This is a genomic window from Virgibacillus sp. GM2-2 (assembly GCF_055329585.1).
The window spans coordinates 1-26,592 of the sequence record NZ_JBUZWC010000025.1; the positions used below are offsets into that span (position 1 = coordinate 1).

Sequence of the window (26,592 nt, forward strand, 5' to 3'; positions counted from 1 at the left end):
GCGGACAACGTCGGCATACCCCTTGCCGGGGCAAGGAGGCTGAAGCCGTGCCCGCGGAAAGCGACTGCCCGCTGCGGAAATCAACGCTGCTTTTAGAATAGACATAAATTTCCTTTAGTTCGCAGTTTACTTCTAAAACGAAAATAACTTTTTGAAGGCTCTTCCCCTAGTATAATGAAAAAAACTACACTTTTAAATTTTAGGAATGTATTTAAAAAATCAAATCTAATTAAAATGATAATCAAACTTCCATTGAGTAGAACGTGCATTCGCATTTAAATTTTGGTAAAATAGGTAATAAGATAGTATATAAGGAGTTATGTATTGATGCCAGAGCAAATTTCGTTTATCCATGCTGCAGATCTACATTTAGATAGTCCGTTTCAAGGACTAGCAAGTGTACCAGAAGACATTTTTAAACAGATACAAGCTAGTACATTTCAAGCACTAGATAAATTAGTAAAAACTGCGATTACCAAAAAAGTAGACTTTATTCTACTAGTCGGTGATTTATTTGATAATGAACGACAGAGTTTAAGAGCCCAAATGAAATTAAAAGAAGCATTTGAAGAACTAAACCATCATGGTATAAATGTATATGTTTCTTATGGCAATCACGACTTTTTAAACGGTAATCGTTATCCTGTTACATACCCTGATAACGTTTATATTTTCAATGAAGAAAAAGTGGCTAGCTTTACTTTTATTAAAAATAATAATCCAGCCGCAATGATTTATGGATTTAGCTATGAAAACCGTTCTGTGACTTCCAATAAAACCACTGAGTATACGCTCAGTGACTCCAAAGCTGCTTACCATATTGCAATGCTACATGGAAGCATCTCTAGTAATACGGAACATGATACATATGCCCCTTTTAATTTAAGTGAGCTAGTGGACAAAGATTTTGACTACTGGGCACTTGGACATATTCATCAAAAAGAGATGTTGAAGATTGATCCTCCTGTTATTTATCCTGGAAATACCCAAGGGAGAAATCGTAAAGAAACGGGTGAAAAGGGATGCTATCATGTTGTTTTGGCTAGCGGTGCACCAAAGATCAATTTTATTCCATTGAACGTTCTTCAATTCAATTCATTAGAAGTAGATGTTACCGAATGTAATGCTCCCTTTGATTTGGAGAAAATAGTATTGCAAGCAATCGACAAACAAAAATACGAAGTACCTCAACTGTTGTCTCTAAACATAACTGGGAACAATTCATCCATTCAAAATTGGGAACAGGATGGATTAATAGAAGAAATAATTGATTTATTGAACGAATCAATGACTAGAAAGACAAACTGGAATTTTGTTTATCGATATCAGGTAAACACCCAAAACAATTACGATGAAAAAGAATTACGTAAAGGAAACCATTTTATCGGGGAATTACTGAGGCATAGTGAGGAAGCGTCCGTTTTTGAATATATCGATGACTTGTACCGACATCGGCAAGCTAGAAAATATTTAGATGCCGTATCGATGGACGAAGCTGCTAATATCAAAGCACAGGCAAAGCAATTACTATTAAAAGAATTGCTGAAAAGTGAGGGTGAATAGAGATGAAAATTGTACGTGCTACCATATATGGATTTGCAAAATGGCATGATTTTTCGTTTGATTTTCATCCGAACGAGCTCGACATTATTTTTGGAGACAACGAATCTGGAAAATCTAGTGTCCAACAGTTTATTCTTTTTATTTTGTTTGGATTACCACCTAAGAAACGTGAATTTTACCGTTCAAAGACAAGTGGAAAAATGGGTGGCATGCTGACAGTTTATGAGGAAGAAATTGGTGAGTTTTCGATCGAACGAGTAGATGAAATGAATAATGGTGCAGCTAAATGTTTACTCCCTAAAGGAGAGCAGCAAGATGAAAAGTGGCTCAAAGGTCAATTGCAAGGCTTGGATAGACAAACATTTCAATCTATATTTTCTTTTGATTCTATTGATTTAACAACAATTAAGACGATGAACGAAACCGATTTTGGAGATATTCTACTCGGAATAGGAATGACCGGATCTTCGAACATAACAATGGTTGAAAAACGGCTAGATTCGGAATTGAATGAACTGTTTAAGCCGTTCGGTAAAAAGCCATTAATCAACCAACAACTAAATCATTTGGATGATTTACATAATAAAGTTGAACACTTTAAACAACATGCGCAAACCTATCGTCAAAAGAAAGAATCAGTTTCTACGCTTAATCTAGAGATTGAAAACCTCCAAACTTCTATTCAAAAACATAGAAAACAGCTTTTAGAAAATGAAAAAGTACAGCAGGCATTACCGAACATTTATAAGCTGAAACAAATTAATACGAAATTAAAAGACTACCCATCCACTATATTTTTCCCAGAAGAAGGGATGAAACGGTGGGAAGTTAGTAAGGAAAAGAGTTTACCTTTAGAAAGTGAACTTGCAGTATTGCAACATAATCTCTCATCGTACTGCTCTAAACATACCGAGCTACAATCATCCTTGATGGATATGGAACAATATCATAAGTTGAAAGAAATCCTTGATACACGTAACACTTATTATCAGTACAAGAAAGAAATTGAGCGTCTCGAAAAGAGCTATAAAGAACAAGAAATTAGTTTAGATAACGAGTTAAGAACGTTAGATACTCAATTGAGTAGGAATGAGTTATCGGAAGTTACGTTAACCTATCAAACCGAAACAACATGGAAACAACTTAATGATGAAAACCAACGATTAGAGACAGAAAAGGATTATTTAGATCAAGAGGAAGTTGTCTTACAAAGGCAAGAGGAAGAATTTGACCAAATGCTTACTTCACTACAAGAACAAATATTGCCTTCTAACCAAATAGATGAACTGTCTAATCGTATTCGTAATTATAATTATGCACATTTACATGCTAATGAAACGCAACAATTCACAAGTTTTAATACGATAAAAAAACAAAAACGAAAAGCTGCACAAAATCGTTTTATCGGCGCTACTATACTTGGGGTCTTTTTTGCATTACTCGGTTTGATTCAAAATTATAGTTGGAGCTATGGATTATCGATTACCTTAATTGGAATTGGAATTGTTCAGTGGTTTCTGACCATACAGTCTCTCAAGAGTATGGAACAACTAATAAATGTGAGACCACTTGAATCTACTAAGGTGAGCTTGGATGAAAAAGAGGAAGCAGAATTGTTGCTAGAAGAACATGATAATCGAATGAGGAAAATCGAGACGATAAAAGAAAAGCTCCAATCACTTACAATTGAACAAATAAAGTGGCAGGAACGAAAAAACCTATATAACCAAAAGACAAAACGTTTAAGCGAAAAAGTTAACCAACAATCTGAGTTTTATCCATTTTTAAGAAAGGTTGCGATTAACAACTGGCCCTCTTATTATTTTTCATTAAAATCGTTATTAGAGAAGAACAATGAATTGAAAAGAGTTAACCTTCAGCTATGTCAAATAAAAAATGAAGTTTCTACTATTCGTTCTACTATTTTTGCGTTTTTCGAGGATAATAATAGGGAATTACAAAGCAAGTCGAAGGATCATTGTTATGAATTATTACAAGAGAAATTGGATGATTACAACGATACTTTTGCTCAAATTAAACAGTACAAAAATTGGATTAATGAGACGAATGATCAGATAAGTGCAATGAAACAAAAGCTACACGTTTTTCAGAGCGAACAATTGAACCTCTTACAAGCAGCTAAGGTTGAAACAGAGGAACAATATTATTATCAACATACATTGCAGTCAGAAAAGCAGGATTTTGAAACAAAGAAAGTCGAATTACTGGATCAGTTGATGACATTATTCTCAGAAGAAAAAATTGAGATGTTTGTTTCAGATAATATGTTGGAAATGGGGCGACTTCAGGAGGAACAAAAAAATTATAGCGATAAATTAAAGTATGTAGAAAAAGAACTAGAAGCTAAACGAACAGAACGAGCAGAATTAAATGCTAATTTAGCAGGTATGGAAAGCTCAGCGGAACATTCTGAGGTAATGCATCGTTATTATCTTGAAACAGCCGAACTGAAAAAGCTATCGGATAAGTGGGCAGTGTTAAAAAGTGCCAAGGAATTGCTAGAGGAGACAAAACGTAACTATAGAGAGAAATATATGACACGAATTATTGAGCAGACAGCTGACTATTTTTCTATACTCACCAATCACAGCTATTTAAATGTTTATGCACCAATTGGCGATCAACCGTTTCAAGTTGAATCTAGCAATAGACTACGCTTTACCGTAAATGAATTATCACAAGGTACAAAGGATCAATTATATATAGCCTTACGCTTTGCAGTAAGCGAGGTAATGAATGGTACTCGTCAAATGCCATTTATCATTGATGATGCTTTTGTACATTTCGATTCGGTGCGTGTGGAGAACATGATGCAATTACTTGAAAGTGTCGCAAAAAATAGACAGGTTATCCTTTTTACTTGTAAAAAAGAATTAGTGAAGCATAGAGATGCTAGTTCTATAACTTTCTTATCCCGCCTTAACGTTCAGTAAAACCCCATCACCAAGGATGACAAAGCAATTAAGGTAGTGTAATAGGGGTTTAACTGATCGTAAAGGTCCGATTCTGTTCAACTAATATTCAGTGGGGAAATACCACCCACTGAATAAAGTTTCACTTTATCCCGCCTTAACGTTCAGTAAAACCCCTCTCCAGGATGACAAAGAAATTAGGGTAGTGTAATAGGGTTTAACTGATCGTAAAGGTCCGATTCTGTTCAACTAATATTCAGTGGGGAAATACCACCCACTGAATAAAGTTTCACTTTATCAAACACCATTCGCAAAAATTGATCTTTAATGATAGAATCTCTTATAGAAAATACGAAAAAATGGAGGGACATCCATTGTCTGAATTTGATGAGACAAGCAATTGGGAACAATATGAAGAAACAAAAGAAAAATTCATTCAAGTAATCGCTAAAAACATGAATCTATATGGAATCACTTCTTCTGTTGGGAGATTGTATGGTGTCTTGTATTTTGCGAATGATCCAATGACATTGGATGATATGCGTGATGCGTTGGAAATGAGTAAAACGAGTATGTCAACTGGTGTTCGTGCACTAACTGAAATGAAGATGGTAGAGTCCACATTTAAAAAGGGTATTCGAAAAGACTTATATAAATCTGAAGAAGATTGGTATAAATCATTTACATCACTTTTTGGAAATCGTTGGCGACATCATACGGAGACTAATATTGAAGAAGCGGATGAAGCGATTGACGAGCTGTTAAAGATTCAAGAAACGACATCAAGTCAAGAATTAAAAGAACAAATTAACTCAGACATTGAACGCCTTCGTTATGCACAAAATTATTACAAATGGCTGATGAAATTTATTCAGGTAATTGAATCTGGAGAAATCTTTGACTTAATTCCAAAAAATATAGATAAGTAACTATTTTTGCTAAGGGGGGAGCAGGGATGAAAAAAGGTTTAGGCTTTATAAATATTGGGGATTCATTTGATGGATTTGTGCTTATTAAAGAAGCAAACCGTGGTGTAGCAAGTAATGGAAAGCCATTTTTAACATTAATTCTTCGTGATGCAACAGGTGAAATAGACGCGAAACTCTGGGACATTACAAAAGAAGATGAATCATTATTTGTCGCCGAGCAAATTGTAAAGCTATCGGGAGAGATTAATCAATTTAGAGGAAAGGCCCAGTTGAAAATATTATCATTGCGACCATCGCAGCCAACCGATGATGTACATGTTACTGATTTTGTTGAGAAAGCTCCAGTTGAAAAAGAAGAATTGATGGAAAAGTTGACAGAGGCCATTTTTGAAATGAAGAATCCAGCTATGCAACGGATTGTTCGTGCCTTTATCAAGAAATATCAGGATGCGCTTTTGACGTACCCTGCAGCCACGAAAAACCATCATGAGTATGTATCTGGCCTTGCTCATCACGTAGTAAGCATGATATCACTAGCAAAAGAGATACATAAGCTATATCCACAAGTGAACAAAGATTTGTTGTATGCAGGGATTATATTACACGACCTAGGTAAATTAAAAGAGCTATCAGGAGTTGTTACTACCTCCTATACAATTGAAGGTAAATTGCTAGGACATATTCCAATTATGGTAGAAGAAATTGGACAGATAGCACGAGAATTACAAATAGACGGTGAAGAAGTAATGATTTTGCAGCATCTCGTTTTAAGTCATCATGGTAGAGCAGAGTGGGGAAGCCCAAAGCCGCCAATGGTGCGTGAAGCAGAATTGTTACATTTAATCGATTTAATCGATGCTAAGATGAACATGCTTAATCGTTCGCTTGAAAAAGTAAAACCTGGAGAATTCACCGAACGTATTTTTGCATTAGATAATCGCTCATTCTATAAACCATTATTTGAAGAAGAATAGACTTCGGTCATATTGTGGTAGTTGTCCTCATATACTTTTATAAGAAAAGGTGGACAAGGGGGCAATAATATGGTTTTAGGAGTGCCTTGGTGGGTTTTATTAATGATTGTATTTATTTTCTTAAGTGGATATATGGCCTATCGAGCAATGCGGGCAGAACGAAGATTGGAACAGCAATTTATCGAACGCGAAGGTCGGGTCTATATCGATCGAATGGAAAAAGAAAAAGAGTCCAAGCAACAAAAAGAATTTATATCTCAATAAGAAACGCTGATCCGATTTTGGATCAGCGTTCTTTATACTTTATTTTACATTGTTTTATTTAGATGAGGATTCTTCTGAATTAGAACCTTCTTCTTTTTTCGGTTCTTCGAATATGTTCTCAAATTGATCAATTTTCACATCGATGTTAGCATCCTTGATTAATTTATCAAGCTTAGCTTGAGCTTTGGTTGGATCAATTTTTTGATTCACTAGCGTACGACGGATGTTTTCTTTTTCCTCTTCAAATGAACCAATTTCAGCTTCTGTTTCACGCTTGTCCGTCACTTTGATAATGTGCCAACCGTGTTGAGTTTTAACTGGTTCACTAACTTCTCCAACTTCTAACTGGTAAGCTGCATCTTCAAACTTTGGCACCATTTTACCTGCAGAGAAGTAACCTAAGTCTCCACCTTTTTTAGCAGTACCTGGGTCTGTAGAATATTCTTTTGCTAATTCAGCGAAATCTGCACCGTCTTCAAGCTTCTGTTTTACTTCTTTTGCTGTTTTTTCATCTTTAACTAGGATATGTGAAGCTTGAACTTCTGTTTTCATTCGCTCATATTGTGTTTTAATTTCTTCATCAGAGACTTCAATATTTTCAGTAACAGCAGCTTCTTGTAACAAGCTAACCTTAATTACTTCTCGAAAAGCCTCTACATCTTTGTATCCGCTTTGGTTTAAAACATCTTCAAGCTGATCACCGTATTGATCCTTTAGTTTTTGCACTTCAGCATCAACTTTTTCTTTTGGTACATCATATTTATTTTCAAGTACTTCTACTGTAACCATTTGCTTTAATACTTCTTCACCGTACTTGTTTTTTAACTCATTATAAAATTCTTCTTTTGAAATATCTCCTGCTTTAGTTTCGACTACAGCTTCTTCGTCTGAATTGCTACAAGCAGCTAAGCTTAGAACACCAGCTGTTAGAGTTACTGCGATTGCTAGTTTTTTCATTTACTGAACACTCCTAATTTAATGATTTAAAACTAATGATTAATATACCATAGTATGTTACAAAAAAAATAGTCTTATTTGCTTTTTACATAGTTTTTACTAATTTTATCCCACATTAACGGGCAGTATAGCCCAAATCTCAATTGAAATAAAGGTTGTAAGTTACAGGCCTCGCTACTCCTAAATGTGCGATTCGGTCAACCACCATTCAGTGGGTCCCAGTGAATGAAGTTTCACTTTATGTGATAACATTCAATACACGAACATACGAAGATATAAGTAAGATAGTAACCATTATATTTATAGCCCGATACACGGTAGATTGTTTTCGTTGGTTCATTTCCATTTTTAAACAGAATTGATGAGTCATTGAATTAAAAATAAGTAGAATAAATAATGCAAATAAAATATAAACGACGCTCATAAAAACCTCCTTTAATCTAGTGGAGAGTATCGTTATATCCCGCCTTTAAGGGCAGTAAAAGCCCCTCTTCAAGATAAACAAAGAAATTTGGAAAAGATAAGGGAACGCCCGTAAAGACTCGATTCTGTTCAACTAACATTCAGTAGAGGAAAGAAAACCCCCCACTGAATGTTAGCTTTATAAATATTCTAGATAACACAGAACATTCAAAAATACCACAACTATTACTTTACCAAAAATTTACGTTCATGAATAGAGTAAAAAGTCATTATATGTAAAAAAACACCTGATTAGGAAATCAGGTGTTTTTGGTTTTATTAATTATCTGCTTTAACTAATATAGCGAATCCTTCATTTTCACTTTCTATAAAAGCGCGTTTTGGAGCTTTTATAATATGCAGTATATAAAGGAAATCGGTAAATGATGCGCCAATATGGATTGCCGTATATAGCAATATATAAACGTAATAATCAACAAATATCAAGGAAGCAAATATTCCTGGTATCGTGATAAATACTGTTGGAGCAATAGCTACCATAATTGACATTTTCTTTGATAAAAAGGTTTTTGCGTGATATTTACATGTTGGAATGACTGTCTTTTTTAGATTAAAATAAATTTTAGTTCGTTTATTGGTCATGATTAATGGTAAAATATGCATAAACGAATGTATCGTTGGCATTAAAATGAGAAATCCAAGAAATGGTACAATACCAAATTCATTTACGTATTCAATATGATGAATACTTGAAAATGGCACGTAGAGCAATACGAACGACATAAGTCCGATCAAAAATGATAAAAAATATATTCTGTTAACACCAAATTCTTTTGTAAAATTAATTGATTTCCAGCAATTCATTTTTGACCCTCCTTCGTGTGATTCCGGTTGATGTTATCGCTCAGGTCCCTAAAGAATAATAGTATGTTTAAGATGAAAATGCAATAGTTTTTTTGTAAATTTTTATCCAAATTTTTTAATCCTTTTGAGATGTTGGCACAGCAGTGATGGAGAGGGTTCATTTTGACCAAGATTTAGTGAGGAAATGGAAGGGATTTAGATGAACAAAAATATGGATCAGGATACCATGTTGTTTCACCTACAGTTATTATCAAAATTGATTGACGTAGATCAATATCCATTTGTAAAGTTAATTATTGAAAAACAATTGACCAAGGAAGAATTTGTTGAACTTTTTCAATTGTTACAGATGCTAGAGGATAAATATATGATTCAAAGAGAAGAAGGGTTTTTAGATTTCACAACGTTTTTAGTCCATTTTGCAGGGATGTTAAATGAAAAACTGGATCCAAATGAAACAATCTATGCACTAGATTGTGAAGGATATTTTCCAGACTTGATAAAAGAATTTAAGAAATTATTAGATAGTGGAATGGAAGTATCGAATATGTAAAAAGCGGATTACTAGCAATAACTAGTAATCCGCTTTTTTGAAAATACAAAGTATGTGAATCTACTATCACATTTCGAATATATCGAGAATCGTACCCGAAGAAAGCTACTGTCCGTAGCGAAAATCAACACTTGCATCACAGTTTATTTCACAATTAAATCTAGTGGAGACTAAGTACTGTTAACTAACTTTCTTTCATATTACTAAAAGAAGTTTCTATGTGCTTATGAAACTCAATGATCTCTGCTAGGCGATTATAGACGGAACTGAGTTCATCATTAAGGGTTAAATCGTCCATATTTTTGATCAATTCTTCTAAAGTTCCTCGTTGATGATCTGCTGCATCTATCCACTTGTTAATATAGGAATTCATAAATGTCTTAAACAATTGTGAGTTTGCTTGATATAAATCTTTACGAACTCCTTTTTTCCATACGCGCGTTACTAAATTTAAATCTAATAAACTTCTAACACTTGTACTCATAGACGTTTTACTTTTACCAATAATATCGCTCATTTCATCTAACGTCATTGGTTTTTCTTTCATATACAAATAGGCAAATAATCTTGCCTCGAGCGGAGTTAAATCAAACATTTCAATTGTCTTAGCAAATTCTATTACAATTTTATTTGTTACATGGTCCATCTGTAGTTCTTTCATAAAATCCTCCTAAAAGGCTTGCTATATAAAGGTTACAACAAAAGGAATATTATTGAAAATCACATATCTACCAGTTATTTGGAGCATTTCGTAGTAAATGAAAGATATCTCTTTGTAAATTACGTACAGTTTATTCTGTATAAAAAATATATACAAAACCAAAAGAATATAATGTTTGAAACGTATATGCTTTACGTTATATAGTAGGAAGGTGGAAAAAAGCTGTTCGGAAGTCAGCGCCTTTTTGTTTGCTTTTATTCTAAACATAAAGCAGTGCGACTAATTACTTAGGCGTTGGCAGATGGAACATAAAAAAGTCGAGGTGAACGGAATGCCGGTCATTGAAGTGAAAAACTTATCAAAAGTGTTCGGCAAACACCCTAAACAAGCGCTTAAGCTATTAGATCAGGGTGTTTCAAAGGATCAAATTTTAAAAGAAACAGGAAATACAGTCGGGGTAAACCGTGCTACATTTTCAGTTGAAGCAGGAGAAATATTTGTCATCATGGGCTTGTCAGGTAGTGGTAAATCAACACTCGTTCGATTATTAAATCGCCTGATTGAACCTACTGAAGGTAACGTCTTAATTGATGGGGAAGATCTCTCGAAAATGGACAAAAAAGAATTACGAAATGTTCGTCGAGAAAAAATGAGTATGGTTTTTCAACGTTTTGCACTTTTCCCACACCGTACTATTCTTGAAAATACGGAGTACGGTTTGGAAATACAAAACGTTCCGAAAGAGGAGCGAAAGAAGAAGGCACAAGAATCGCTAGAAATGGTTGGGCTTGGTGGATACATCCATCAAAATCCAGGTCAATTATCTGGTGGTATGCAACAGCGTGTTGGATTAGCGCGTGCATTAGCTAACGATCCAGAAGTTTTGTTAATGGATGAAGCATTTTCTGCACTCGATCCATTAATTAGGAAAGATATGCAAGATGAATTAATTGAACTTCAAGCGTCTATGCAGAAGACAATTATTTTCATCACACATGACTTAGACGAAGCTCTTCGTTTGGGAGACCGTATTGCATTGATGAAGGACGGTTCTATTGTTCAAATTGGAACCCCAGAAGAGATTCTGGTAAATCCAGCCAATGATTATGTAGAACGTTTTGTTGAGGATGTTGATCGTTCGAAGGTTTTAACAGCTCAACAAATCATGAAGCGTCCTGAAACTATCAATCTAGCAAAGCATGGCCCACGTGTTGCGTTAGAACGAATGCGTGAAGAAGGTTTGTCTAGTATTATCGTTACAGATGAGAAGCGAAACTTAAAAGGCTATGTCACTGCAGATGATGCTTCAAAGGCAAAACAAAATGATATTCGTGATCTTAAGGAAATCTTACGTACAGATATTCCAAGAGTAGAAAAAGACACACCATTAAGTGATATTTTCAATATTATACATGATTCGCCTATTCCGGTTGCAGTCATGGATGGAGAAAAATTGGTCGGAATCATTGTGCGTGGTGCTTTAATAGCAGCACTTGCTGGTGAAGGTGAGGTGAAGTTAGAGGATGCTTGATAAGATGTTAGATTTTATACCTGAAATACCAATTGCTGAGAGAACAAAGCTTATTACAGAATGGATAACGGATACATTCTCTTGGCTTTTCACTCCAATAGAAAATAACTTTGAAATATTTATGGAGTATATATCTGAATTATTAATCCAAGTGCCACCAATCATCATTATTTTGGTTGTAGCAATTCTTGCATTCTTTATTTCAGGAAAGCGGTTTGGATTAGCTGCATTTTCCATTGTTGGATTATGGCTCATATACAACCAAGGACTATGGGAACATTTAATTAACACATTTACCTTAGTTTTAATATCTAGTATTTTATCCGTCATTATAGGTGTGCCATTTGGTATTTTGATGTCCAAAAGTAAGATGGCTGAAGCAATCATTACACCAATTCTTGACTTTATGCAGACAATGCCGGCATTCGTATATTTAATTCCTGCAGTAGCATTCTTTGGAATTGGTATGGTTCCAGGTGTATTTGCTTCATTAATATTTGCAACTCCACCAACTGTACGCTTTACGAATTTAGGAATCAGACAGGTTTCAAAAGAGCTAGTTGAGGCTTCTGAGGCATTTGGTAGCACAGGTTCGCAAAAGCTATTTAAAGTTGAATTGCCAATGGCTAAAGCGACGATCATGGCGGGTATTAACCAAACAGTAATGCTTGCGCTATCAATGGTGGTAATTGCATCAATGATCGGTGCACCAGGTCTTGGTAGAGAAGTTCTCTCTGCATTACAACGTGCTCAGGTAGGAGCTGGATTTGTTGCTGGACTAGGAATTGTTATTCTAGCAATTATTATTGATCGATTCACACAAAATGTGAATAGCAAGAAAAAATAAGTTGGTACCTTTTCCTCGTGAAAAGTTCCCATATATAAAATTTAGAAAAGGGGAGTTAACTAGTTATGTTTAAATTTAACTGGAAAAAAGTCGGCATTGCTGCCGGACTTTCATTATCATTAGTAGCTGCTGGTTGTGGTTCTGACGAAGGATCAACAGATAGCGCATCATCAGAAGGAAGTAGTGAGGGCTCTAAAGAAATTGAACTTTCTTACGTTCAATGGGATACAGAAATTGCCTCAACAAATGTTATTGCTACAGTTTTGGAAAATCAAGGGTTTGATGTGACGGTAACACCGCTTGATAATGCTGTAATGTGGGAATCAGTAGCATCTGGTGAAACAGATGGTATGGTAGCTGCTTGGTTACCAGCAACACATAAGGATCTTTACGCAGAACATAAAGATAGTTTAGTCGACTTAGGTCCAAACTTAGAAGGAGCGAAAATTGGTTTAGTCGTTCCATCCTATATGGATGTTAACTCGATTGAAGATCTAAAAGCACAGGCTGATAAAACAATCACTGGTATTGAGCCAGGTGCTGGTGTAGTAGCAGCTGCGGAAAAAGCAGTTAAAGAATATGAAAACCTAAAAGGATGGACAGTACAAACATCATCTAGTGGTGCTATGGCAACTGCATTAGGTGAAGCAGTTGAAGCAGAAGAACCAATTATTGTTACTGGTTGGTCTCCACACTGGAAGTTCCAAAAATATGATTTAAAATATCTAAAAGATCCAAAAGGTGTATTTGGTGAAGCTGAGCAAATTAAGACAATGGTACGAAAAGGTTTAGAAGAAGATATGCCAAAAGCATATAAGATTCTTGATCAATTCCACTGGACTCCAGCTGATATTGAAAGTGTAATGTTAGAAATCCAAAATGGTGCAAGTCCAGAGGATGCTGCAGCTGCATGGGTGGAAGCAAACCAAGATAAAGTTTCAGAATGGACTAAAGGTGTAGAATAAGAGGATATTAACAGTTTAAAATACAAATAATAAAGACTGATACATTTGTATTAGTCTTTATTATTATGGAAAGGAAGTTTTGTGTATGAGAAAGAATTTTAATAAAATTATCGTTCTCGTTACTGGATTCATGTTAGCGCTAATTGTAGCTGGTTGTGGATCCAATGAAGAAAATGCTTCTGATAATAGTGGTGATGAAAAGAGCTACAGTGAAGCCGTTGAGTATACAATTACAGGTATTGAACCTGGAGCGGGTATTACAGTTACAACCGAAAAAGCTATTGAGGAATATGATAGTCTAAAAGGATGGACACTAGAACAATCTTCAACTGCAGCGATGATGACAAGTCTTGAAGAAGCAATTCAAAAAGAAGAGCCGATTGTCATTACAGGTTGGAATCCACATTGGATGTTTGCTAAATATGAAGATTTAAAATATCTAAAAGACCCAAAAGGGGTTTATGGAAAAACAGAAGTAATCAAGACACTGGCACGTAATGGATTAAAAGAAGAAAAGCCTAATGCATATAAATTGCTAGATCAGTTTCATTGGGAAGTAGAAGATATGGAAGGTATAATGCTTGAATCAACAGAAACTGGTAAGGACATTGCAACTGTTGCAAAAGAATGGGTGGAAGCAAACCAAGATAAAGTTTCGAAGTGGACAAAAGGTGTTGAAAATGTAGATGGTGTTGAAATAGAATTAGCATCTACACCTTGGGATTCAGAACGAGCATCAGCAAATGTTGTTGCAGAAGTATTAAAATCAAAAGGTTTTGAAGTAACGATAACTCCTGTTGATGTTGCAGTTGTTTTTAAAGCTGTAGCTGAAGGCGATGCAGATGCTACGTTAGCAGCTTGGATGCCTGTGACACATAAGGCATTTTATGAACAATTTGAAGGTCAATTCGAAGATCTAGGTGAAAACTTAAAAGGTGCTAAAATTGGTCTAGCTGTACCTAATTACATGGATATTGACTCCATTGAAGATTTAAAACCAGCTGAGTAATTAGGTAAACGAAAAGGATTCTACCGGTGTATGGTAGAATCCTTTTTTAAGAGCAAAGAAAGTATAAACGAAAAGCTGTCTAGCTACATCGCCCAGAAGCTGCCGTCATAAGCAATGGACACTTCGAACGCTAAACCCATGCGTTCTACGGTCCCTTGCTTATGCGTCCGCTTCTAAACGGGCGCTTACGCTTTTCTTAGCAGATAAGAAAGAAATTATGATAGACCTTATAATAAAAAGGTAATTTTACTGCCAGTTAAGGCTGGTTCTGTTCAACTACCATTCAGTAGGGTAGGAAAAGCAACTCCACTGAATGAAGTTTCACTTTATTGACTTTTTACCTTTTCTTCCAAGTCCTTTAAGCTTGCCTCAATTTGCTCTAAATATTTATGAATGTTTTCTTGATGTGGTTCTACTGTCTGTTGCCAATCCTGAACAGACTTTTTCATTTCCTGCGTTAATTCCTTAATTAATGCGGCACCTTCTTTTGATGTTTCAGAAATTTGTTGTTTCAACCGCATTCCATCAAATTTTAAATTAGTAATCATATCTTTCCACTCAGCGCTTTGTTCACGTGCACGGAAACGTAAATCACGTCCGGATGAAGGTGCACTAAGAAGTGTTGCTGAAGCACTGACAACTCCTCCGACCACAAAGCCGATTAGTAATGATTTGCCTCTTACCATATGAAATTCGCTCCTTTCAACTCCATACTATCTCTTTCCTTCTATTGTACTACATCTAAACGCTTTTCTCGAATATATATGTATTTTTATATTACTATTAGTTAAAAGTGTTTCTTATATCGTGAAAAATATCCTCTGACATTTTAGCCAGAGGATATACATATTATTTACTTAACTTGTTTTAGTTTGGCTCTAGATTCATACTGAAAGATAGTAGCATTTTCATTATTACCTGTTGCGACAATTCGTGATCGCTTCATGATTCGTTGGACGATTGGGTAAATCACGAACATGACAATTCCGTTTACAGCTGCAGTTGGTAAAACAACGGCAACAAATAACGCGGGAAAAGCCCCATCCATTAAACCAACAATAAATAATGCTGAAAATAAAAATATGCTTCCACTAATAATTGTACCAATCGCAGTTAATACTGGCGCACCAATTGTTCCGTTAATTTTGTTTCTAACCAATAAAAACAACCCAAAGAATAATAGTGCTGTGATTGGCTTGTCAATTAGATTTGCAATTTGTCCACCAGGTACCATTGTAGTTAATGCTGAAAGGATACCAGTTACGATGGATAGTAACATGACGTATTTTAGTTTAGGAAATAACATAATTCCTAAAAACATCATGGATAACAACATATCCGGCTTCATTCCAAATAAAATTGCTGGTACTACTGCGTGTAATACAGCTCCTATCCCTGCAAATAAGGACAAAATGATCAATACTCTAATATTCATTTTAACTCTCCTCTTCTCAGCTATGCTAAGCTAAACATTTATTTTACATCTCCCAACTGTACACTCGTTGTCAGTTGCGGAAACGTATTAACAGTATAACAAATTTTATCTATTTATAAAAGCGTAATTTTCAGTTATATAGAGGCATTAATTTCTTTAGCGATTGCCTGCAAATCATCGCTAGTATAATCATCGGCATGAACTGTCCAATTGGATGAATAACCATCGTTTTCACCATAGCGTGGTATAAGGTGAATATGTAAATGGAAAACAGATTGATCAGCTGGTTTTTCGTTATTATTAAGCAAGTTCATACCTATTGGTTGGTAGGTAGCTTTTATCGCGTTTGCTATCTTTGGAACACGAGCAAAAAATTCACGAGCAACTTCTTCAGGAGTTTCATAAATATTTTTTGTATGTGTTTTTGGAATAATCAACGTATGACCTTTTGTAACTTGACTAATATCAAGAAATGCGTATACAAATTCATCCTCATATACCTTGGCTGAAGGAATTTCACCATCAATTATTCTACAAAAAATGCAATCTTCATGACTCATTAAGCATCAACTCCTAATCCTATTTTCATCTATTGTATATAGGGATGGATGCGTATGTAAAGTAAATAACGCTATTTCTTGAGATCGGTGTTGTTTGGTTCGTAGTTGAATTATTGCGAAATAGTGAAAATCCATGCTAATGTTGATCGCTGCCGTGGGTAAGTGAAGTGATTTTCGAACATACTGATTGGTTGTGATGGCGTGCAGGCTAGTAGCTAGCGGACAGACGATCCCTTATTTGTGTGAAATAAGGGTAAATGTAGTTGTTATCGGACCCAGGATACCTTATTCGGGTAAAAACTGTTGAAAATCATGTTTTTTAGCTTAATAAGGCATCGTGTGTCCGTTAAACTTTAAAATAAAGCTAAAAAAGGAAAATAAGGCATCCTCAGTCCGATAGCAAGCAGTGGGTTGCCTTGATGTACTATTGGCCACTATGTTTCGTGCACCGTTTATGGAAACTGTGGATTTCTATGTCCATAGAATGCATGAAATCGAATATGCAAATAATAACAGGCTAGCCCGTAGTGGACTAGCCTGCGTTAAGAAGCCAGAGGATGGGTTTTCATCTAAATTGGGGACTTTTGTAATTAGTTAGCATGATGGTCATTCAGGTTAACTAACTTACAAAAACCGTTTTGCTCGAATTTCTGACCAAGAAATTACCTTACAAAATGGGTTTTCATTAGATGGCCTTTCACTGACACCTCATTTATGATTAGATTTGTCTAATACAATGGGTTTGCAGTTAATATGCGATCACTAACACCTCATTTGATATTTTATATAACAAATTTGGGTTTACAATAAATATTCGATCACTAACACCTCATTTAGTATTTGTCACGAAAATTTTTGTAGTGAACCATCTCTCTGACTTCAAGATTTATTATGAGCATTTCAAAACATTTTATACACTTGAAATGTAGAATTTTGACGGAGAATTTATTTTGGCTTTGTGCGTCAACAATGGTAAAATTTATGTTAGACAAATGTAGGAGGAAATACGATGAATCCATTGTTACATATAGAAAATTTACATGGAGGATATACACATAAAAATGTTCTTCACGGAATTTCGTTTGATGTTCATCCTAGTGAAATCGTTGGTTTAATTGGATTGAATGGTGCAGGGAAAAGTACGACAATTAAGCATATTATTGGATTGATGCATGCAAAAAAAGGCTCTGTATCCATTAATGGCAAAACGTTTAATGCCAGTCCCGATACGTATCGTAAGCAAATGGCATATATTCCAGAAATGCCTATTTTATACGATGAACTTACATTGTACGAACACTTAAAATTAACTGCGATGGCGTACGATATTCCAGAAGATGTTTTTGAAAAAAGATTGCCGCCATTACTAAAAGAGTTTCGGATGGAGAAAAAATTAAAATGGTTTCCGGTTCATTTTTCAAAAGGGATGCGACAAAAGGTTATGATTATGTGCGCGTTTTTACTTGAACCACCATTATACATTGTGGACGAGCCATTTGTTGGTTTAGATCCTCTAGGCATTCAATCTTACTTGCATTTAATGGATGAAATGAAAACAAACGGATCTGGTGTATTAATGTCAACGCATATTTTGGCTACTGCAGAGCGTTATTGTGATCGCTTTGTCATTCTACATGAAGGAAAAATTAGGGCAATAGGGACGTTAGATAAACTACGCAATGAATTTGCTATGCCAAATGCTACATTAGATGATTTATACGTGCAACTGACAAAGGAAGAAAGCCATGTTTGATTCACATGCGTTTTTTAAAAATCGTCTTTCGGAGCACCTAAAAGAAACTAGTCGCTATCTTCGTTATATTTTTAATGGACATACAGCGGTAGCTATGTTTTTTTTCGTGTCGGCTATTGCGGTATATTACCAAAAATGGGTAGCAGACTTACCAGATAATTTTCCAACGGCTTTGGTCATAGGAGTAGCATTTGGATTGATTGCAAGCTATAGCCCTGTTCGAACACTTTTAAAGGAACCTGATTTAGTGTTCCTAATTGCTGCAGAAAGCAAGATGAATGCGTATTTTCGAAATGCATTACTTTATAGCTTTGTTATTCAATTATATTTAGTCTTAATAGTTGCAGGTGCACTTGGTCCATTGTATTTGGCGGCATATCCGGACAGAGGTGGGCGGGTCTATTTATTAACGATACTTGTCATGCTTATCTTTAAAGTATGGAATTTGATCGCAAACTGGTGGATGTTGAAGGTTAGAGCTCCAGGTATCCGTCGAACTGATTTAGTTACACGGACAGTCCTATCCATTGTTGTGTTCTACTTTTTAGTCAACGGTGATATGGCATTGGCAGCAATTGCAACGGGATTGTATTTAATTATTTTTTTATACGATTATAATGTGTCTCGCAAACAAGCTGGTATCGTGTGGGATTTATTGGTTGAGAAAGACCGTAATCGTATGCAAACGTTTTATCGAATCGCTAATATGGCAACAGATGTACCACATTTGAAAAGTAAAGTGAAAAGGCGACAATGGTTAACTAACTTATTGACCAATGTGCCTTTTCAAAACAAACAATCCTACAATTACCTCTATCGAATTACGTTTATTCGTAGCGGTGATTATTTAGGGATGTATGTACGGTTACTAATCATTGGTGGATTGTTTGTCTATTTCGTACCACAGCTTTGGATGAAAATTCTTTTTGCTTTATTGTTTATTTACATGAGCAGCTTTCAAATGATGACATTGTATCACCATCACCGGACAGTGATGTGGCTGGACTTGTATCCTGTAGAAGACAAATGGCGCAAGCAAGCGGTTCTAAAATGGTTGTTTCAGTTAGGGCTTGTGCAGACGATTCTTTTTGCCATTGTATTTTTACCTACACAAATGTATATGGGGGCAGGTATAACATTGGTAGGAGGAATACTTTTTAATTACTTATTTATTAATGGTTATGTGAAAAAGAAGCTGGCATAACAAAGGAGTTAAGACAAAATAGCAAGGGGCAAACCATAATTGCCTTTTGCTATTTTTATAGGGAAAATTGTGGTTAATAGTAATAAAATAGAGGAAAACTATGGATTTTCAAATTATGTTACACTCTTAGTTTATAGTAGTCTATATAATCTGAATTTAGTGCTATTTGATGTTTTGTAAACAAAATGAAATATTTTATAATAAAGAAAATAGAAAAAATAGTGATAAGGGTACTTGGAGATGGTTTTGTATTATAACATTTTTCTAAAATTGGGGGGCTAGCTTATTATAAAGTATTTAATAACATTTATCTTGTTGAGTTTCACAGTTATGGCGAGCGCATGTGAAAGTTCAAACAATAATACGGATCAAGCTGTTACGTATAATGATTCTTTTAAAAACAGAATAAGTGAATTGTCTTATGAACCCGAGCTTCCTACAAGGATTCCTTATGATAAGTACACAAAGAATATGAGTATATTGGAATCTCAGAATATGATATCTATCATGTTTATACCGAAGAACAAACCGCAAGGGATCAATTTAGAGATTTTGAAAGGTGAATCAAATTTCAAAGATGAAGGAAAGGAGATTTCACTTAATGATGGACAATCTACATTTATAAAATCGGAGAACGCTATTATCCTTTCATGGGAAAAGGACGGTTTATCATACACAATTAGTGCGCCCCTTGATGGAGACCTAAATAAAGAAAGACTTGTAGAGATAGCAAACTCTTTTGAACCATTGTAATAAAAAAACGACCCAATTTATTTAGGATTGAGTCGTTTTTTCTATAAATTAGCTTTATCCTATGCTTATTAATTAGCTAGATAATATTTATTTGTTACCTAATCTATGATTTTTGGTATGCCAAATATGCTTCAAGCAACGTTTTGGCAGCAATCGGCAGAGCACGTTCATCAATATCAAATTTTGGATGGTGGTGAGGATATTCATTTCCATCTTTTTTAGCGCCAGTGAAAAAATAGGCACCAGGTTTATCCAATAGATAATAGGAAAAGTCTTCGCCAGCCATAACAGGAGGGACGACTTGACGATCCTTAATTTCAGGAATATTTTCACTTGCCTGTAGGACGAGTTCTGCATCTTCCGGGTGGTTCACAACTGGTGGATAGCCTTTTTCGTAATTCAATGCGTACGTTGCATCGTTTGCTATACAAACACCTTTTATAACACGTTCTAACTCTTCGATAACCTGCTCTTGTACACGTGTATCAAGATGTCGTAATGTACCAACCAGTCTTGCTTTATCTGCAATGATATTAAATGCATTCCCTGCTTCAAAAATTCCAATTGATAGTACTGCTGTTTTCAATGGATCGACTCGTCTGCTAACGATCTGTTGAAGCTGTGTTACTAGTTCGGCGCCAATTACAACGGCATCCTTCGTTTCATGGGGATAGCCACCGTGTCCACCTTGGCCTTGTATGGTTATTTCAAATCGGTCAGCACCTGCCATGAAAATGTCTTTTGACGTTTGTAAAACTCCGAGTGGAGTGGTTGCCCATAAATGCGTTCCAAATACAGCATCGACATGATCAAGTGCACCGGATTCAAGTATTGGTTTTGCTCCACCTGGTGCATATTCTTCAGCATGCTGGTGAAGAAAAACAATTGTACCAGCTAATTCTTCTTGGAAGGCTTTGAGTGCTTTTGCAAGTGTTAACAAAGTAGCGGTATGACCATCATGGCCACATGCGTGCATCACACCGTCAATTTTTGACTTGTACGGAACATCTTTTTCATCCTGAATAGGAAGAGCGTCGAAATCGGCACGTAAGGCAACCGTTTTTCCTGGCTCTCCACCTTTAAGTGTGGCAATAACGCCGTTTCCCCCGACGTTTTTTTCGTAAGGTATACCCAGCTTTTCGTAGTAATCTGCTATATACTTTGCAGTTTTTTCTTCGTGAAACGATACTTCTGGATACTGGTGAAGGTATCGCCGGATGTCAATCATTTCTTGGTGTAAGTTATCTATTTGATCATAAAGCTTTTCTCGCATATGTAAAACCTCCTCTACATCTTTCATCCATTGTAACAAAAAAAGATGACCACTACGGCCATCTCATTTCTATCTATTAAGTTAAACGTGGATCCTGTAATAAACGTTCAATTTCTTCTTTATGGTGCGTTTCATCAGCAATCATATCTTCAAGCTTAACCACTAATTCAGTAAAGCCTAATTTTTCAGCCTGTTTTTTTCGTGTTTCATAGCGCTTAATCGTATCTGATTCCGATTGTAACGACGCCTCTAATAAATCTTTTACATCAGTAGGCTGCGGAATATCCGCAGATTTTGTTGTAGGTGTCCCACCTAATGAACTTATTTTTTCTGATAAGTATAAAGCGTGTCCTAATTCATCGGAAATTTCTGATTCAAAAAAAGGTTTCAATGCAGAGCGGTATAGTCCTGAAACTACTGAGGCACTATACGTATATTGAATAGCTGCACCATATTCATTCGCTAAATCTTCATTTAATCCATCAACTAGTTCTTGTAATTCTTTATCCATTATTAAATCCCAGCCTTTCATTTGATTGTGCCTACATAACTAATTCCCATATTATATTTTTTTAAACGCTGATTTCGGGTAATATAATTTAGAAGGAGGTAGATTCTGTGCGGAAACGAAGTCACTATTTATATTTTTTTCTATTAGCTTTTGTTTTATTCACTTCACTATTATGGGCAATTAAAATAATGCGAGGCACGATACCACTTGTTGATCGATGGACTAGAGAATTTGTTTCTATGATGGCAGATACTACTGTTTATTATCTGTTTCGCTGGTTGACGGAACTAGGGTCTGGAACATTTTTAACACCATTTACAATTATAATGGCCATCTATTTAGTATTTACATTTCGTGATTGGTTGGTAGGGATTATGTTTGCAGCAGGCCCATTACTAAGTAACGGTTTAAATGTATTGATCAAAGTGTTAGTGGAACGAGAACGACCTCGTCTTTTCGCTGCAGCGGAGGCTGAAGGCTTCAGCTTTCCTTCTGGACATGCTATGAATTCAATGGTTTGCTATGGACTTCTTGTATACTTTTTGACCAGAAAAATAAAATCCAAAAAGAAGGCTATTGCATTGCAGATTAGTGCATCCATTCTTATCTTTTTCATTGGATTCAGTCGTTACATCATTAGTGTCCACTATCTTACCGATGTATTAGCAGGCTTCGCATTTGGATTTTTATTTATTTTATTGTGGACATACCTATATGAAAAAATAATGAAATATCGTTCTCAGTCTTAAGGCTGAGATAAAAACATGCTAGAGGTCGTGTTGAATTGACGCTCCTTCCGATAAGCTAAAGATAGAATAACGGAAGGGGCGTTTATTTATGAGCAGTGCAACAGAAAAACAATTGGAATTACCCAAGACAACCTTATTAAAAAATCGCAATTTTATTTTTTTATTTCTTGCTGCGTTATTTTCTTCTCCAGGATATTATGTATACTTAATAGGGACAGAATGGTTAATGCTTACATTAAGTGACAACCGATTTTATTTTGGCATGTTATTTCTGGCGGCATCGATTCCTAGGTTACTGTTATTAACTGTTGGCGGAATCGTTGCTGATCGGTTTAATAAACGAACGGTTCTATTTATATCTGATATAACCAGAGCGTTACTTATTCTTCTACTAATCTTTTTAGTTTGGAATGACGTTGTGACTTCCTTTCATTTAATTGCACTTGCAGCTTTGTTTGGGATATCAGATGCATTTAGTTATCCTGCATTAAACGCCCTTACACCTACGATATTAGATGATGACCAATTACAACGAGGGAACTCATTTATTCAAATGACTACACAAGTTAGTCCAATACTGGGGCCGGCTCTTGGTGGAGGAATGATTGCTCTATTAGGATTTGAGGGAGTATTTTCCGTTGCATTCGGTATGTTGCTGATATCATCCATTGCAGTGCTTTTTATTTCATTATCAAAGGATGAAGCGGAAGTAGACAGACCAACACCACTAGAAGATTTAAAAGAAGGTTTTCGATACGCTAGAAAAAATGAACTTGTTATTTCGATCGTTATCGTTGCTGTCTTCATTAATTTTTGTTTTTCGGGACCACTATCAATGGGAATACCGATAATTGTAAAGGATATTTTTGAAGGAAATGCACTAGGACTTGCGACAATTGAAACATCCTTGGGTGTTGGAGCAATGCTCGGAGCAATATTACTCGCCACGATTAAACTAAAGAAACCAGGCTTTGCTTTGATTATGAGTTTAATTTTTCTAGGTATCCTTTATACAATGACAGGATTTTCAACATATCTTTATATAACTGCTGGGATAGTTGCAATAATGGGCTTTTTGATTCAATTAATTAATATTCCATTGATGACGATGTTACAACAAACTACTGAGAAAAAAATGTTAGGCAGAATGATGAGCTTTCTTATGACGGCTTCAACCGGCCTTGTCCCAGTATCTTATCTCGTAACTTCTTTATTAATTGCAGCTGGTATTTCGATACAACTTATTATGATTATTAGTGGAATTTCAGTTACCATTATAGGACTTTACTCCTTAAAAAATAAAACCATTATGCGTTATCAATAATAATAGAAAGAGTGAGGGTTATGAACAATCGATTTGTACGTTTCTTGATTGCATTTATTATTATTCTGGTAGGTGTCGTACTAGTTTTACAGAATCTAGATATGATTGATATAAATGTAAACGGAATTTGGCCGTATATGTATTCCGGCCTTTTCATTATCTTTGGACTAAAATGGTTTGTTGATGATTTGCGGAATGAGGGAGGTAGCTGGATTTTTGGCTCATTTCTATTCATCTTTGGTGCGTTATTAATACTCGGCGAACTACAAGTCATTCATTTCAGTTTTGGTGATTTTTTGAAACTATGGCCATTATTGATTGTTTATATCGGATTCAGCATTATTGGTAAACCGAAACGCAAGAAAAATTTTCAGTTCGTCATTGATACAGAGGATAAGAAACACCATGCATCTAATTCCAAGAAAAAACATGGGAATCGTTTTTCTGTAGGTGATCATCAATTTACGGAACCGAACTGGAAGGTAGAGCCAATGGATTTATTTAATGCAGCTGGAGATTATTATATAGATTTTTCTAAAGCATATATTCCAGAGAAAGAAACACCGATATCAATCAACAGTTGGGCTGGCGATATTCAGATTCTGATGCCTGAGAGTGTCGCGTGCCGAATTGAAGCCACTGTTAAGGCAGGAGAAGTGAATCTGATGGGGCAAACTTCAGAGGGGATTAATCGAACGCTTTATTACGAGTCAGAGGACTATGAAGAGGCGACAAGAAAATTAACCATTACGTTAAAGTTAAAAGCAGGATCTGTACGTGTAGATAAAGTATAATGGAGGTGATAGATCATGCTAAAACGACTTAGTAGTATACGATTTAGTTATATACGTTCACACCTTTATGGAACGTTTTTAACCACAGTTATTTTGTTATCATTTTTATTATCTATTTATGTGTTATTCCAACCACTGTGGTTAACAGCGGAAAGTATTTTTTTGTTTATTGTCACGTATGTTGTATTAGGTTTAGTGCTTTCCTTATACGTTGGATTTAAGTCCAGTGGTGATTTAAAAGAACGTCTTGATTATTTTTCGGTATTAATTACCCAATTTGCAAATGGTAATTATCAATCTCGCGTTTACTTTAACGAAGACGATGAGATCGCTAGAATTGGTAATGAATTGAATGAACTTGGTAATAAAATGCAAAATCAGGTCAAATCATTACAGCGAATGGCAGATGAAAAAGCTGATTTTGCCAAATCTGCCCATAAGGCTGCAGTAATTGAAGAAAGACAACGCCTTGCTCGAGACCTACATGATTCGGTAAGTCAGCAATTATTTGGCGTAACGATGATGGCAGAGGCAGCATTAAAACAATTTGATAAAAATCCAGCAATGGCCAAATCTCAAATGGAGGACGTTGCAGCTAGTTCACTGCAAGCTCAAACGGAGATGCGAGCATTGTTACTGCATCTAAGACCAGTCCATTTATCAGGTGATCCACTTTCGCTTGGACTTCAAAAATTAGTAGATGAGTTGAAACAAAAAAGTGCGATAAATTTCAAATTGAATTTTGACGAATCTATTGAACTACCAGAGACTACAGAAGAACATGTCTTTCGAATTATCCAAGAATCCTTATCAAACATACTACGTCATGCAGAAGCAAACGAAGTGAAGCTTAAAATTCATGCTAGATCAAACGAGCTTTTCATACATATTGCTGACAACGGAAAAGGATTTGATGTGAAGGGAGATTCTAACCGGAAGACTTCGTATGGTTTGAAGACGATGAAAGAACGAAGTGAAGAGCTTGGCGGCACGTTTACGATTCGCTCAATTCAAGGAGAAGGAACGTATATCGATATACGGATTCCGTGTTAATTAAAGGGGGGGTTAGTGATGATACGAGTTGTTGTTGTAGATGATCACGATGTTGTGCGAAAAGGAATTGTTTCGTATTTATTAACTGATGAAACGATTGAAGTAGTTGGGCAAGCAGCTAACGGAAACGATGGTGCGGCATTAGTGCTAAAAGAAAAACCTGACGTTGTGTTAATGGATTTAATGATGGAAAACGGGAGCGGTATTGATGCCACAAAAACGATAACGAATAGTGATGTCAATACAAAAATTATCATCCTTACTAGTTTTTATGATGATAAACAGGTTTTTCCAGCAATCGAAGCCGGAGCTTTTAGTTATATTTTGAAAACATCCTCTGCAGATGAAATTGTTACAGCAATTAAGAAAGCTGCTAAAGGTGAAAACGTAATTGAACCAAAAGTAGCAGGGAGAATGATGTCCTCTTTTCGATCTTCTTCCCATAAAGCTCATGATGAGCTAACGGAACGAGAACTGGAAGTTTTAATCTGCATTGGGAATGGCATGACGAATCAGGAAATTAGTGAAAAGCTCTACATCGGCATTAAGACTGTAAAAACACATGTAAGTAACATTCTCGGAAAGCTTGGTGTCCACGATCGGACACAAGCAGCAGTTTATGTTCACAGAAATAACTTAATTTCCTCAGAGGATCTGTAATTTTTGGATCCTCTTTTTTGTGTTTTATCTTGAGGGCTTGTATAATACAA

General features: G+C 35.6%; 27 protein-coding genes. 18 read left to right on the forward strand and 9 right to left on the reverse strand.

All coding sequences use genetic code 11. The annotated features are described in order from the left end of the window. Window positions 1-327: 327 nt before the first annotated feature. From ACY9Z2_RS18260 to ACY9Z2_RS18280, 5 genes are all read left to right on the forward strand, one after another. The gene (locus ACY9Z2_RS18260) at window positions 328-1,563 is read left to right on the forward strand and encodes a metallophosphoesterase family protein (RefSeq protein WP_463611107.1); all 1,236 of its coding nucleotides are present in this window, start codon (window positions 328-330) and stop codon (window positions 1,561-1,563) included. A gap of 2 nt (window positions 1,564-1,565) precedes the next feature. Further along, window positions 1,566-4,517: an ATP-binding protein gene (locus tag ACY9Z2_RS18265; protein ID WP_463611108.1), complete on the forward strand. Its 2,952-nt coding sequence runs from the start codon at window positions 1,566-1,568 to the stop codon at window positions 4,515-4,517. Between the two features lie 353 nt (window positions 4,518-4,870). Then, a complete protein-coding gene (locus tag ACY9Z2_RS18270) occupies window positions 4,871-5,425 on the forward strand; it encodes a GbsR/MarR family transcriptional regulator (protein WP_463611109.1) in 555 nt (184 codons plus the stop codon). Window positions 5,426-5,451: 26 nt separating this feature from the next. After that, complete coding sequence (yhaM, locus tag ACY9Z2_RS18275; protein WP_463611110.1) at window positions 5,452-6,399, forward strand: 3'-5' exoribonuclease YhaM; 948 nt, start codon at window positions 5,452-5,454, stop codon at window positions 6,397-6,399. A 69-nt stretch (window positions 6,400-6,468) separates the two neighbouring features. Further along, window positions 6,469-6,663, forward strand: coding sequence for a sporulation YhaL family protein (locus tag ACY9Z2_RS18280; RefSeq protein WP_463611111.1), 195 nt, complete (start codon window positions 6,469-6,471; stop codon window positions 6,661-6,663). 54 nt (window positions 6,664-6,717) lie between these two features. Here ACY9Z2_RS18280 and ACY9Z2_RS18285 read toward each other — a convergent pair whose 3' ends face one another. The 3 genes from ACY9Z2_RS18285 to ACY9Z2_RS18295 form a co-directional block, all read right to left on the reverse strand. Next, entirely contained in the window at window positions 6,718-7,620 is a 903-nt protein-coding gene (locus ACY9Z2_RS18285; protein WP_463611112.1) for a peptidylprolyl isomerase, read from the reverse strand. 238 nt (window positions 7,621-7,858) lie between these two features. After that, complete coding sequence (locus ACY9Z2_RS18290; protein WP_463611113.1) at window positions 7,859-8,044, reverse strand: hypothetical protein; 186 nt, start codon at window positions 8,042-8,044, stop codon at window positions 7,859-7,861. Window positions 8,045-8,361: 317 nt separating this feature from the next. Then, entirely contained in the window at window positions 8,362-8,907 is a 546-nt protein-coding gene (locus ACY9Z2_RS18295; RefSeq protein ID WP_463611114.1) for a DUF3267 domain-containing protein, read from the reverse strand. Between the two features lie 199 nt (window positions 8,908-9,106). Here ACY9Z2_RS18295 and ACY9Z2_RS18300 point away from each other — a divergent pair, with 199 nt between their 5' ends. Next, the gene (locus ACY9Z2_RS18300; protein ID WP_463611115.1) at window positions 9,107-9,460 is read left to right on the forward strand and encodes a DUF1878 family protein; all 354 of its coding nucleotides are present in this window, start codon (window positions 9,107-9,109) and stop codon (window positions 9,458-9,460) included. Window positions 9,461-9,644: 184 nt separating this feature from the next. Here the strand turns inward: ACY9Z2_RS18300 and ACY9Z2_RS18305 are convergent, their stop codons facing one another. Next, window positions 9,645-10,121, reverse strand: a complete 477-nt coding sequence (locus tag ACY9Z2_RS18305; RefSeq protein ID WP_463611116.1) for a GbsR/MarR family transcriptional regulator — start codon at window positions 10,119-10,121, stop codon at window positions 9,645-9,647. 331 nt (window positions 10,122-10,452) lie between these two features. Between ACY9Z2_RS18305 and ACY9Z2_RS18310 the strand changes: the two genes are divergently transcribed. The 4 genes from ACY9Z2_RS18310 to ACY9Z2_RS18325 all read left to right on the forward strand — a co-directional run bounded on the left by ACY9Z2_RS18310 (window position 10,453) and on the right by ACY9Z2_RS18325 (window position 14,473). Continuing rightward, window positions 10,453-11,652 (forward strand): quaternary amine ABC transporter ATP-binding protein, encoded by a 1,200-nt coding sequence (locus ACY9Z2_RS18310; protein WP_463611140.1) that lies wholly within the window; start codon window positions 10,453-10,455, stop codon window positions 11,650-11,652. A gap of 4 nt (window positions 11,653-11,656) precedes the next feature. Beyond that, entirely contained in the window at window positions 11,657-12,499 is an 843-nt protein-coding gene (locus ACY9Z2_RS18315) for an ABC transporter permease (protein ID WP_463611117.1), read from the forward strand. A gap of 65 nt (window positions 12,500-12,564) precedes the next feature. Continuing rightward, window positions 12,565-13,464, forward strand: a complete 900-nt coding sequence (locus ACY9Z2_RS18320) for a glycine betaine ABC transporter substrate-binding protein (RefSeq protein ID WP_463611118.1) — start codon at window positions 12,565-12,567, stop codon at window positions 13,462-13,464. An 85-nt stretch (window positions 13,465-13,549) separates the two neighbouring features. Next, window positions 13,550-14,473: a glycine betaine ABC transporter substrate-binding protein gene (locus tag ACY9Z2_RS18325; protein ID WP_463611119.1), complete on the forward strand. Its 924-nt coding sequence runs from the start codon at window positions 13,550-13,552 to the stop codon at window positions 14,471-14,473. A 326-nt stretch (window positions 14,474-14,799) separates the two neighbouring features. Here the strand turns inward: ACY9Z2_RS18325 and ACY9Z2_RS18330 are convergent, their stop codons facing one another. From ACY9Z2_RS18330 to ACY9Z2_RS18340, 3 genes are all read right to left on the reverse strand, one after another. After that, on the reverse strand, window positions 14,800-15,159 hold the full coding sequence (locus tag ACY9Z2_RS18330; protein ID WP_463611120.1) for a YtxH domain-containing protein: 360 nt from the start codon (window positions 15,157-15,159) through the stop codon (window positions 14,800-14,802). Between the two features lie 167 nt (window positions 15,160-15,326). Continuing rightward, window positions 15,327-15,908, reverse strand: a complete 582-nt coding sequence (locus ACY9Z2_RS18335; RefSeq protein WP_463611121.1) for a tryptophan transporter — start codon at window positions 15,906-15,908, stop codon at window positions 15,327-15,329. Window positions 15,909-16,042: 134 nt separating this feature from the next. Further along, window positions 16,043-16,468, reverse strand: a complete 426-nt coding sequence (locus ACY9Z2_RS18340) for an HIT family protein (protein WP_463611122.1) — start codon at window positions 16,466-16,468, stop codon at window positions 16,043-16,045. 1,009 nt (window positions 16,469-17,477) lie between these two features. Between ACY9Z2_RS18340 and ACY9Z2_RS18345 the strand changes: the two genes are divergently transcribed. From ACY9Z2_RS18345 to ACY9Z2_RS18355, 3 genes are all read left to right on the forward strand, one after another. Next, window positions 17,478-18,221, forward strand: coding sequence for an ABC transporter ATP-binding protein (locus ACY9Z2_RS18345; RefSeq protein WP_463611123.1), 744 nt, complete (start codon window positions 17,478-17,480; stop codon window positions 18,219-18,221). Further along, complete coding sequence (locus ACY9Z2_RS18350) at window positions 18,214-19,425, forward strand: ABC transporter permease (RefSeq protein ID WP_463611124.1); 1,212 nt, start codon at window positions 18,214-18,216, stop codon at window positions 19,423-19,425. The genes ACY9Z2_RS18345 and ACY9Z2_RS18350 overlap by 8 nt, the downstream gene beginning before the upstream one ends. 312 nt (window positions 19,426-19,737) lie before the next feature. Beyond that, window positions 19,738-20,178 carry a DUF4367 domain-containing protein gene (locus tag ACY9Z2_RS18355; protein WP_463611125.1) on the forward strand — a complete coding sequence of 147 codons (441 nt, stop codon included), beginning with the start codon at window positions 19,738-19,740 and terminating at the stop codon, window positions 20,176-20,178. A 103-nt stretch (window positions 20,179-20,281) separates the two neighbouring features. Here the strand turns inward: ACY9Z2_RS18355 and ACY9Z2_RS18360 are convergent, their stop codons facing one another. Beyond that, entirely contained in the window at window positions 20,282-21,451 is a 1,170-nt protein-coding gene (locus ACY9Z2_RS18360) for a M20 family metallopeptidase (protein WP_463611126.1), read from the reverse strand. Window positions 21,452-21,527: 76 nt separating this feature from the next. Further along, window positions 21,528-21,962, reverse strand: coding sequence for a ferritin-like domain-containing protein (locus tag ACY9Z2_RS18365; protein ID WP_463611141.1), 435 nt, complete (start codon window positions 21,960-21,962; stop codon window positions 21,528-21,530). Window positions 21,963-22,069: 107 nt separating this feature from the next. On the opposite strand from ACY9Z2_RS18365, the gene ACY9Z2_RS18370 reads away from it, so the two are divergent. The 5 genes from ACY9Z2_RS18370 (at window position 22,070) to ACY9Z2_RS18390 (ending at window position 26,542) form a co-directional block, all read left to right on the forward strand. Further along, window positions 22,070-22,711 (forward strand): phosphatase PAP2 family protein, encoded by a 642-nt coding sequence (locus tag ACY9Z2_RS18370; RefSeq protein WP_463611127.1) that lies wholly within the window; start codon window positions 22,070-22,072, stop codon window positions 22,709-22,711. Window positions 22,712-22,799: 88 nt separating this feature from the next. Then, complete coding sequence (locus ACY9Z2_RS18375) at window positions 22,800-24,035, forward strand: MFS transporter (protein ID WP_463611128.1); 1,236 nt, start codon at window positions 22,800-22,802, stop codon at window positions 24,033-24,035. A 20-nt stretch (window positions 24,036-24,055) separates the two neighbouring features. Then, window positions 24,056-24,829, forward strand: a complete 774-nt coding sequence (gene liaF, locus ACY9Z2_RS18380; RefSeq protein ID WP_463611129.1) for a cell wall-active antibiotics response protein LiaF — start codon at window positions 24,056-24,058, stop codon at window positions 24,827-24,829. A gap of 15 nt (window positions 24,830-24,844) precedes the next feature. After that, entirely contained in the window at window positions 24,845-25,882 is a 1,038-nt protein-coding gene (locus ACY9Z2_RS18385) for a sensor histidine kinase (protein ID WP_463611130.1), read from the forward strand. An 18-nt stretch (window positions 25,883-25,900) separates the two neighbouring features. Beyond that, window positions 25,901-26,542: a response regulator gene (locus ACY9Z2_RS18390; RefSeq protein WP_463611131.1), complete on the forward strand. Its 642-nt coding sequence runs from the start codon at window positions 25,901-25,903 to the stop codon at window positions 26,540-26,542. Window positions 26,543-26,592 lie beyond the last annotated feature (50 nt).